This window comes from Pseudomonas fluorescens, assembly GCF_005938625.1.
Taxonomy (GTDB): domain Bacteria; phylum Pseudomonadota; class Gammaproteobacteria; order Pseudomonadales; family Pseudomonadaceae; genus Aquipseudomonas; species Aquipseudomonas fluorescens_BD.
On record NZ_VCNJ01000078.1, the window covers coordinates 1 to 10,420 of the forward strand.

Consider the following 10,420-nt stretch of genomic DNA (forward strand, 5'->3'; position numbering starts at 1 on the left):
TTCGGCCACGGGTATTAAAAAGCCGAGCACCTTGCTGAAGATCAAGCGGAAACAACGACGGTTCATGCGAATACCTGAATTATATTAGTTAGGAAGACTGGAACGCCGGGCCGAACTCGTGCTTGGATAAAGAAGTGCTTATGGAATATGCAGGCAAAGTAAAGGGCGGCAAAAAACGTAAGAGGCTGCGAAAACACTACTTGTCGGGATCGGAGTTGGTCATACACAACAAATATTTATGCTTGGTTTGGAGGGGCGAATCAAATCAAAAAGTATTAAGTAGAGAGTGTTGTGTAGAGAGATTTTGAAAAAAATTATCTAAACCTAAGCTGTGTAGGTGAGCTGGATGAGCAGGGTGGTTATCGATATCATGGGTGTCTGCCAGAGAACGGCTTTTTGCTTGCCATCAGACGCATAGGGGGATTCAAGAGCGCTTGGGTGGGCTCCAGGGTTGACTAGAAAAGCATCCTGTATTGGTGTAGGTCCGACTGGTAATGGCTGTTCATCAAGCCTATGTTCGTCATTAAGACGGATCCGATGATCCAGATTTTTTAAATTGACGCTGACTGATTTTAATTTTTAGCGGCGATATTAATAATATCTCTTCGTTTTGAGCTTCTTGATAAGTGTCAAGGACAGGCGTGTCGATCAACGTCAATATTTGTCTTTCTAATCGCCTAAACCTGTTACCGGACGGGTAGGGGGGGGCACCGAGCACTCAGTCCCCATCCCATGCGTGTTAGACCCCTCGCGCCTCTAGGCCTGCACCCGCTATTGACGCTGTAGCTTATCCAGACGTGAGGTGCCCATCGCTTATTTCGCGGATGAAGCAAAACCGCTAGTGCCTGGAGCGGACTCAACAGGTGGCGTTCAAGTGTGTGCCCAAAAAACACGCGGATGATCCGCTCGCGTACAACTTTGCGGCTCAAGCCGCGTGTGGGTTCTGCAGGGTCAAAAGGGCGCTGTCCTCACCCTGAAAAACAAGGGTGTGCTCGCCTGTTTCTACTTGCCCTAGGGTTGACTCTGGCGCGTGTCGCTCAGATACGGGTTTGTCTAATGGCCAGCTGCCTGCCACTGCCCTCCATCGCGCCATTGACCCACGTGATGACTCAGCGGATGGGGCACAAATCAACGTTTATGTTCACGCATTCGCCAAAGCGGTATCCCCAGTCATCTCCTTTGCACCCAAAAACGCGCCTGACCGCTAAACGATCAGGCGCAACAGGGTTCAGACGTTAAAAGCGCGTTTCAACAGCGCCGACGCTTCTGTTTGATCCCGCCTGGCGGATCTGATCCCTGGCGCCGGCAGGCTCTGCGAAGACTGCGGGCACCAAGTGGATCAGAACCGGCCCGACCGGCTCAGACGGCCGGCAGCGAAGGCACGACCAATGTCGCCCTATGGGGCTCAGGGCTGTCAAAACCCGTTGGCAAGCCCGCCACCGAAATGGCGTCTAACCGCGTGCCTGCGACCCTGGGCAGGTGATCTTCCTGCCAGTGCGCCTCAAGCATCGAGCGATCCACCCGCACGGCCAACTCGCCCGTTCCGGATATGGCGTCGAAGACCACATGCCCGTGTTCATCCACAACCGCTCGTGCAATCGGCAAGCCTTTGGACAGCAGCTCCAGGGGTGCCCCTTTGAGCGACTGGCCCGAAGCCAGGGTCAGTTTCAATTTGATCGTCATCGTTGATTTCCTTATCAGGCACGGGGTGCGTCGGTCGGCTGGTAGTTCTTGAGGAGCAGGTAGGTGCTCCAGCCCCACCAGTCCTCCACGGTGGTGGTATCGTTCAAGTTGTTGACGTCCTTGCGCCGCACGACCTTGTTGCCCTCGACCTTGAACAGGGGTGAAAAATTGCCCTGCGCAGTGAGTACCGCTTGCAGATCTGGCAGCCTTTTCAGTGCCGCAAACTGGCCGGCCGACGGTACGATGCCGCTGAAGAAGGCCGCGGCGATTTCATCCACCGACATCTGTACCGCCTGATTCACCTGGGCCCGATTGGCGCTGTCATTGGCGTCGAGGTAACGTTTATCGCCGTACATGTGCCATTGATCACCGTGGTCATTACGCACCTGCAGGCCGAACTTGCTGTCTTCATCGTGCATGAAGCGGCTAATCAATGAGCCCAGATCGCTCGGCGTGACGACCGCAGTCAGCTGTTTGCGGGGCACGCGCAGATGACCGGCGGAATACAGGTCGGTGAGGTAGTGATCGGCGAACGCGTTCATGGCATAGGCCAGCACCAGTTGATGTTCGTCACCACTTTCATGGCCCAGTGCCGCTTGCTGCAGCGCGGCAGTGTGCCCGGCAAGATAGGCCAGCAGGGCCCCTTCGGCAAAGTGGTCGGTATTGTTGGCGGCCAGCTTCAGGTAACGCCCCAAGGGGAACAGCGCCGAGAGAAAGCTGCCGCCGCCGGTGATCCTGTTCCATTGCTCGGACAGCGTATCGGCGAGGGCGTCATACGCTTCGTGAGGCGGCTTGCCCTCCTTGATTGCCTGATTGACCGCGTCGATTTCTTTTTGCATGACCCTCAGGATCAGTGTGGCCTCGGCGTTGGAGGCCGGCAATTTCGCCAGGGAGTTGAAGGCGTTGGTAAAACGTTGCACCCGTTCAGCGGGGGTGGCGCCTTCGTTGATCGGTTGATCGGGGATGCCGTAAAAATCCCCTCCCAGCGCGATCACTTGACCATAGGTCAGGGCCAGGCCATTGGGCAGGTGCAGTGGCACCTGCCGGGCCGGCAGTGCCGGTGCATGGGGGAAACGCAGCAGCGTGCGATCACCGATCGCGGTGTGTTCCGCCGCTTCAAACCTCAACGGGGCAGAGTCCTTGGGTGGGCGTTGCGCCGAGGTCGGCAAGCGGCGTTGAGGTGGATGCGGGCGAGTGTGTTGACCGCCGGTGATGAGTTTAACCGTATCGCCATCGCCGCCAATCGCGATGCCTTGCTCGGTAAACAGATCATCCAGTTCAGCTGTGACCTGTCGGGTGTTTTCCTTCAGGGGTGGGAATAGACATGACATTTCTAGCTCCTTGATATGTCATTAATGAAAATTCAATAAGCTGTATGAACATACAGTTATGAGCATCATAGATATGTTCTTTTGCGCGTCAAGGCGTCTTTTGTAACAAGCGTGCGTTGCCTTGCGTGAACGCTCAGAAGGTGGGCTTTGTGAACGTTGCTGACCGCCAGGACGCGTCTTGAACGCCGGCCGGGCGCTGCGGACTGTCTTGGTCAGGATCAGACGTTGATCGATGGCGCGGCAGGCGCGCAGCGGCCCGTAGCGCCTCATCATCTAGGCGAATTTCAGATCACTGCCTGCCAGGCTCAACCGGACGAACTGCTGGGGGGGGAGAGCTTCGGAATACAACCAGCCTTGTGCCAGAGGCACACCGGCACGCCATAACACCTCCGCCTGCTCGGTACTTTCCACACCTTCGGCCACCACCGTCAAATGCAGCGTCTTGGCAATGCTGAGCACTTGGCGCCACATGGCGTCGGGTGAGCGGTAGCGATGGGCGGACAAAAAGGAGCGATCTATTTTGAGTATATCGACCGGAAGATGCTCAAGGTAGGACAGGCTGGAATACCCTGTACCGAAGTCGTCCAGCGCAATGCGGTGCCCAAGGTCGTGCAAGCGCTGCAGTTGGGCCACCGCCTGCTCTTTGTCCACCATCACACTTTCGGTCAGTTCAAACACGATACAGGCTGCCGGCACGTCGTATTGCGTGAACAACGCGCTGACAAATTCGACGAAATGCGGATCCGCCAGATCCTTGGCCGACAGGTTGATGGTGAAGTACCGCCCAGCGCCGTGCTGGAAAAAAGCTGCATAATCCTCTGCCACTCGACGACACACCCATCGCGTCAGGTCACAGACCAGGCCGCTGCGTTCCACTTCAGCAACAATCAGGGCGGGATTGATGCTCTGACCCTTGGCGCTCCAGCGCAGCAAGGCTTCCGCCCCGCGCCACTGCCCCGTGCGCAAGTCGACAATCGGCTGATATTCCAAGCTCAGTTGATTGTGACGTATGGCGTAGGCGATATGGCTGGCGAATGAAAAACGGCGTCGGTAGACAGTCGTTGCTGCCCAATACGCACCAAGGCACAACAGTGCGCCACCCAATAGGGCCTGCAAAAAGTTCCCCCACCAGAGGTGCCCCACCTGCGAGGCCGTTAAACTGACAACGCCCAGCAGGTTGGGCCAGGGCGTCCTAAACGTGAGGTACCAATAGCCCTCTGCAGCCGTCACCTGCCCCACCTCCACCGAAGGCTGGAGGGCAAATGGTGTCGTGTCGTTGACCAGTATTGGCTGCAAGTGGTGGGCATCGACGAAATGTAACGCCATTGACGAGGGCGTTTTCAGCGCATCAAAAAACAGGCCTTTATTGACCCAGACATACGCCTGTCGGCTGGCGATGACGATGAAGATCTGGTGGGCATCGCCTGTAATGGGAAACCAGTAATCCCGGTCAGGGGCCTGGTAATGCACATCCGCTCCGGCTTCAGGCATCAGTGTGTTGGGCAGTTTGTAGCCATAAGAGGAGCAGACCGTGCCATCAGGCATCTTCAGGGCGGCGTCATACACGTACTGAAATTCCCTGACCCGCCGTGCCAGTTGCCTGTACAAGGGAGCTGAACACGCCTGCTCTAGGGCGCCTAAGGTCTTCAACGATTGCAAGGTGCTGCTCACCTGGGCATCAATCTGTTCAATGCGCAGGCGGCTTTGCTGCTGAAAAGCATTCAAACTGGTGAACGTTTGATGGGACGTTAGCTTGTCACTGATCATCCAGGCGGCTGCCAACACGGTGGTTGTGCAGAGGGCCAGTTCCATCAAGCGCCGCCATCGGGTCTTGGTTGCAGTGATCATTTGAGAAAAATGCTCCGGTGATCCTTGGCAGCCTTGAGAGCCGTCTCAACATCGTTAGCCGTGATGGAAGGGGAAAGGGGGTGAAGGTTTTTCCGGGTAATCGCACCTGCGACGTGGACTGGCGCGTGACACCTGTCCACAGGATGGGCATTGACCTCAAGTCCTTTGGCTCGGCAACGATCCTCAGCGTCTGGCGCGCCTCTTTTCGTCATGGCGAATGCACGTGCCAAGCGGGGAGAGCTCTGAGGGAAAGGGGCTGGCCGCTCGCTGGGTAAACCCAGGCAGCCTCCTTTGACGGGGGCAGTGATCGGCCACCCTGCACCACCTTGAACACATCCCACAAGGCATTGAAACGAGCACCCGCCAACCCGGCTGTCGGAGCAAACGCAACCGATGGCCTAAGGCTGAATTGACGCAAGTCCGCGCGGCGATTGCTCCGACTCTGGGTCAGGGAAAGCGGCCTGCGCCGACTGTTGCGAGGGTGCCAGGGGGGAGTGGGCAATGGTTGAGCTCCGAAAAGCAAAAGGCCTGACCATCCACCGATCGAGAGAACGCGTTATCAGGCGGTGATGAAAAATTTGAACCTGTGGCAATCACATGCGCGATGTATCGGCCCCAGAGTTCATGGCATTGAGCACTGAAGTAGAAAAAAGCGCTGTAGGGGAATCCTGCAATGGCCTGCCTTCACCGTTATCCGGGCTCACCCAATAGCCCTTCTGCGTTACAGAACGGAAGAGGGCGGCGCCTGTTGTTCCAGCCCTCTTTTTGGGGCGGCTGCTGAGCGACGGCTGAGCGGGCGGGCGCAAGCGTTCAATGCGCGGACAACCCCCTCTTGGATTTATCACAAACGCACGTTCCCCTCGCAAAATTACCCCCTGCGCCTGAGCAGGTCTGGTCAGGGCATGACCAGACCGGCGCCGTGATACTGCTTCAACGTATTGCCGTCATCGAGATGTCAAAAAACCACCGCCGCAGTGGTAGCGCATTTTTGCGGCGTTGCCAGGGCTGTCGATCGCTCAATCGGGCCTCTTGACAAAATCAGAGGCGCCACCGCCGAGCAGAACGCTCTTGGTCAGAGGCAAATAACAGTTTTTGATTTTGAGGAATTGCCCTACAGCCAGTGATGGTGTCGCAGGTTTTAAATCTGCTCACAACACCAACCCAAAATAAACGCCGCGAGGCCGTCAATAACAGGTTTCACCGCTGCTTGCACGGCGACAGGCAGAACAAGGCTGCACGTAACGAGATCAATGGACGCATCAAAGCAAGGAAGGCCGATCGCCCCCGTGAGTGAGGCAGGGAAGAACAGGTTTATTTGAGCGGGAGTATTCGTCATGTGTTTCGTTTTCAGGTTGAAAAAGGGAAAGCTGGCCACGTTTAGTAACGAAAACTATACGTTATCCATTTCCCTTCCCGATAAAACCGTCGAGCACCTCACGCTGGGTAGAACAGAGTCGCGGCTGCTGTTTTTTTTACTAAGTGCCGCCGGGGATACCCGAAGTCGCACTGAAATCATCGATTATGTCTGGGATGATCGTGTGGTCGGCCCTGGCAGTTTGAACCAAGCGATCTTTTCACTGCGCAGTATTCTTGATGACAATACGGATCATGAGATCTTAATCACCGTTCCGCGGCGAGGTTATCGCTTTAACCAAAGCCGGGTCGTTAGTGAACTTGATGGTGCGTCGGCCACGATGGAAGAAGGCATTGTGCTTGATCCGCCTGCGCTGACACCTCCTGCGTCCTTGCATGAAAAACTCGCTGTGGTGCTTTCGAATATTAAGGACGTGGCCGGTAGTAAAAAACTGGTTGTGGGGTACCTGGCACTTCTGCCGTTGGTTTTTATAGCGATGGATCATGTCGCAACCATTGACGGTTCGCGGGTGCAAGTGTCGAATTTAGAATCCAACAATCTAACGCTGCATTTCATGGCCGCCACGCTCAGCAAGGCGTGGGACTTTAAAACCGAAGCCGAAAAAGAGGTCCTGGACCTGCCGAACACACTCAGCGGGGAAGCCTGGTTGATCAAGAATAAAACCGGCTATTCCATATCGTGTATTCGCTCGGATCAGAGCACCAACAATCTGAGTTTTCTCAGTCGTCAATTACCTGTTTCGGGGGCCATTCAAAAGTGCCTAGAAAAAGCATTGTGAGATTGGCCTTCACGGTCATTCTGCCTTGGCTGATTTGGGGAATCACCATTCTGGCGTGCGGGCTCATCATCCTGCTGCCCAAGGCAGCACCGAGGGAGCACCATGAATATCAAACAACGGTGCGTCAGAGCACGCTGGACATGGGCGAATTCAACGCTGAGGACTATTTGATCCTCAATCCTCAGTCGTTCATTTTAACAACGCGAACGCAGCGTGACGGAAGTTATCATTATCAAACCATGTATGCCGACATCGCCAGCACGTATGGGGGTAGTGGCCAACTGAAGGTCAAGAAAATACACCTCAGCCACCCACAGGATGCGGACCAGGAAAACAGCAACTCTGATGCCATTGCGCAACTTCAGTACATTTCGATGCCGGAAGGTATGTTGAACTATGAAGTGCTGACCAAGCGCACGCAGGATGCGTTCTGTCTCTATATTTATGAGTTGAATCGTTTGCGTTGTTTTGAACAATAAGGGGTTGGCGGATTGTGAGACGCTCACTTTATATTCGGGTGTGTGGAACTCTTTGTATGACTCAGGTGTGACAGATTAAGGGGCTCTTGATGGTGCTAAACATGAGGGTGATCCGGTGTTGGACCTGCGCATCTGATCCGAAGCATGTGAGTCGGCGAAAAAATAGCCCGTAGTCGTTATTTCGTAGTGAGCACGTCTTGGTGTCGGCTAGTGCTCGATGCAATAACGATGTTGCTATGATTGTGACACATTACTGCGGGTCAAGGATTTGTTAGTGCGTGGTTGAGATTGTAAATATTTTGAGATTATCAAAAATATTTATTTGTTATTTATTTTGGCGGAAGCCGTAAGAGGTGTAAGAAAAGTCCCTAAGCTTGGTTGTAAGTGCTTGAGCATCGTCAAGCCCCGACGACCACTAAGCGCAATTAAATGAGGTGAGCTATCATGGCGAGCAGCAGCTCAGGTAATGATAAAGTCCTTGGCCGGCGCCTGCATTTATTGGCATTAGAGCCGCGCATGATGTTTGATGGCGCCGCCGTTGCTGTGGCGCCAACTGTGATCGGCGCCGCGATGGCGCCAGCGGGACAGGATGGGCAAGCAGCTGGCCACGACCACGCGGCGGCGCCTGACACCGAATCGAAAGATCCGGTTACTCATGATGCGGCGCCGCTCAGTGCCTCGCCTTTGGCGGCGGATGCGCCACGCTCAGAAATCGCGTTTGTTTCGAACAAGCTGGCGAACTGGCACGAACTGGCGGATTCCTTCGCCCCCAACGTGCAAGTGGTGATCCTTGACGGAGCCCGCGACGGGGTTGAGCAGATGGGCCAGGCCCTGGCAGGGCGCACCGGCATCGATGCGATCCACCTGCTCACCCACGGCGTGGCGGGTCAGATCGATCTGGGCACTGCAACGCTGAATGAGTCATCCATGCAGGGGCAATACCGGGACGCGCTGTCGCGCATTGGTGCCTCTTTGGCGGACAGCGGCGATATTCTGGTTTACGGCTGCGATTTTTCCGCAGGGGCGTCGGGTCTTTCGGCAGCTCGTACGCTGTCCAGTCTGACGGGGGCGGACGTAGCGGCCTCGAATGACTTCACGGGTGCCGCCCGTTTCGGCGGCGACTGGGATCTTGAAACGCACATCGGTGTCGTTGAAACGCAGGTCGGTGTATCGGCTGCTGAAAGAGCCAGCTATGACAAGTTGATGGCGCCGCCGGTTGGGAGACCTGATATTGCGTCTACCAGTCCCAATACTCCTGTCACAATTGCTGTGCTGGCTAACGATAGTGATCCGGATAATGACGCGCTGAGCATTGAGCGAACTTTCTCCCCCAACAACGGAACGGTGGTGATCAATGCTGATCAGACACTCACGTATACGCCAAGTGCCGGTTTCGTAGGGCTGGATTATTTTAACTATCATGTAAGCGATGGTAATGGCGGTATCTACTCTGCTCGTGTATCCATCGCAGTTTTTGCTCCTAATACAGCGCCAACAAATGCCGTTCCGCTTAGTGTGACAGTACAAGAAGATTCGCCCTTGGTATTTTCGGCGGCGAACGGCAATGCCCTTTCCGTCTCGGACCCTGATGACAATATTCAAACTGTCACCCTCTCCGTCACTAAAGGTTTTTTCACTTTGAGTGGGATCGCTGGATTGACCTTTACGGCGGGGGATGGGACAGCGGATCAGATCATGACCTTCAGCGGCACTATGGCTGACATCAATACGGCTCTGGAGGGGGCTTTCTTCCGAGGTGTTGCTGATGCCAATGGCACGGCACAATTGAGTTTTCTTACCGTCACTAATCTGTCCCCTGCATTGGCTTGGATCAACGGGGGGTTTGAAGACCCGGCTCTACCGCCTAATATTAATTTTACTCTTGACGAGGGCTCGATTACTGGTTGGAGTTCCGACCCGGATCAAGCCATAGAAGTCTGGGGTAGTGGGTACAGTTCTAATTCAAATGGACCTGTTTTCTCCCACGAGGGTAATCAATTCGCGGAGCTTAATGCGTTCCATAATGGACCGCTATACCAGAACTTTGTTACAAGCAATAGATCGGTTCTCAACATCGAATTCTCTCATCGGGGCCGTTTGGGCATCGATACCATGCAAGTAATCGCGACGGACATGGGGGCGGATGGAGTCTTCGGAACTGCGGACGACACCGTGTTGTTGAGCGAGCAGTTCTCGGATGGGAATACTCAGTGGGGAACCTATAATCGGGTCATCACGCATAATACAACTGGTAACCTCATCCGGCTCGAGTTTCGCGCAGTCAGCACCTCCACTGGAGATCTTAGCGTCGGCAACTTCATCGACGGTATCTCTATGAGAGAAGGCAAGGCGGATTACGACGTTGTACCGCTTACTATCGTTCCCGTCGCCGATATCGTCAATGATCAGGCCCGAACTTCTGAAGATACACCGCTCACCTTCAACGTGATAACTGGCGCGAACGAAGTTTCCGGTGCGGACAACTTCGAAAATGCCGGTCGTGCTCTCACTGAAATTAATGGTGTGGCGTTTGTGGCTGGGGCGCCGATTACGATCAGCGGGGGAGTCATTCATGTCCAGTCGGACGGTACGGTCGCTTTTACTCCAAATGCTAACTATAACGGGTCAACCAGTTTCAATTACACCGTCAGTTCTGGAGGGGCGGCAGAAACGGCAACGGTAAGTATACTCGTCGACCCGGTAAACGATGCCCCGGCCGGTACTGACAAGGCCATCAGCCTCAACGAGGATGGTTCGTACACCTTTACCGCAGCCGACTTCGGTTTCACGGATCTGAACGACACCGCGGCCGATGGCTTCAGCACGCTGATCGTCACCACGCTGCCATCGCCCCTCGACGGCACGCTGACCCTGAACGGCGTCGCGGTGACGGCAGGCCAAATCATCCTCGTGACAGATCTGGGCG

6 protein-coding genes and 1 pseudogene are annotated in these 10,420 nt (G+C 55.0%); 3 read left to right on the forward strand and 4 right to left on the reverse strand.

From position 1 onward, the window contains the following. The 4 genes and pseudogenes from FGA82_RS33010 to FGA82_RS29295 all read right to left on the reverse strand — a co-directional run. Window positions 1-66 (reverse strand): ESPR-type extended signal peptide-containing protein (locus FGA82_RS33010; RefSeq protein WP_141129789.1); only part of this gene is annotated, 66 nt, incomplete at its 3' end. A 1,437-nt stretch (window positions 67-1,503) separates the two neighbouring features. Then, window positions 1,504-1,683: pseudogene (locus FGA82_RS29285) on the reverse strand (hypothetical protein); the annotation flags it as partial. 14 nt (window positions 1,684-1,697) lie between these two features. After that, window positions 1,698-3,014 (reverse strand): phospholipase, encoded by a 1,317-nt coding sequence (locus tag FGA82_RS29290; RefSeq protein ID WP_141129784.1) that lies wholly within the window; start codon window positions 3,012-3,014, stop codon window positions 1,698-1,700. 273 nt (window positions 3,015-3,287) lie between these two features. Then, window positions 3,288-4,826 carry an EAL domain-containing protein gene (locus FGA82_RS29295; protein WP_171057385.1) on the reverse strand — a complete coding sequence of 513 codons (1,539 nt, stop codon included), beginning with the start codon at window positions 4,824-4,826 and terminating at the stop codon, window positions 3,288-3,290. 1,370 nt (window positions 4,827-6,196) lie between these two features. Here FGA82_RS29295 and FGA82_RS29300 point away from each other — a divergent pair. The 3 genes from FGA82_RS29300 to FGA82_RS29310 form a co-directional block, all read left to right on the forward strand. Further along, window positions 6,197-7,015, forward strand: a complete 819-nt coding sequence (locus FGA82_RS29300; protein ID WP_141129786.1) for a winged helix-turn-helix domain-containing protein — start codon at window positions 6,197-6,199, stop codon at window positions 7,013-7,015. Window positions 7,016-7,017: 2 nt separating this feature from the next. Beyond that, window positions 7,018-7,494, forward strand: a complete 477-nt coding sequence (locus FGA82_RS29305; protein ID WP_141129787.1) for a hypothetical protein — start codon at window positions 7,018-7,020, stop codon at window positions 7,492-7,494. Between the two features lie 444 nt (window positions 7,495-7,938). Further along, on the forward strand, window positions 7,939-10,420 hold a 2,482-nt coding region (locus FGA82_RS29310; RefSeq protein WP_141129788.1), incomplete at its 3' end, for a DUF4347 domain-containing protein.

Coding starts and splice junctions, on each gene's coding strand:
- FGA82_RS29290 (WP_141129784.1), bottom strand. CDS start 3,014: ATGTCATGTCTATTCCCACCCCTGAAGGAAAACACCCGACAGGTCACA.
- FGA82_RS29295 (WP_171057385.1), bottom strand. CDS start 4,826: ATGGAACTGGCCCTCTGCACAACCACCGTGTTGGCAGCCGCCTGGATG.
- FGA82_RS29300 (WP_141129786.1), top strand. CDS start 6,197: ATGTGTTTCGTTTTCAGGTTGAAAAAGGGAAAGCTGGCCACGTTTAGT.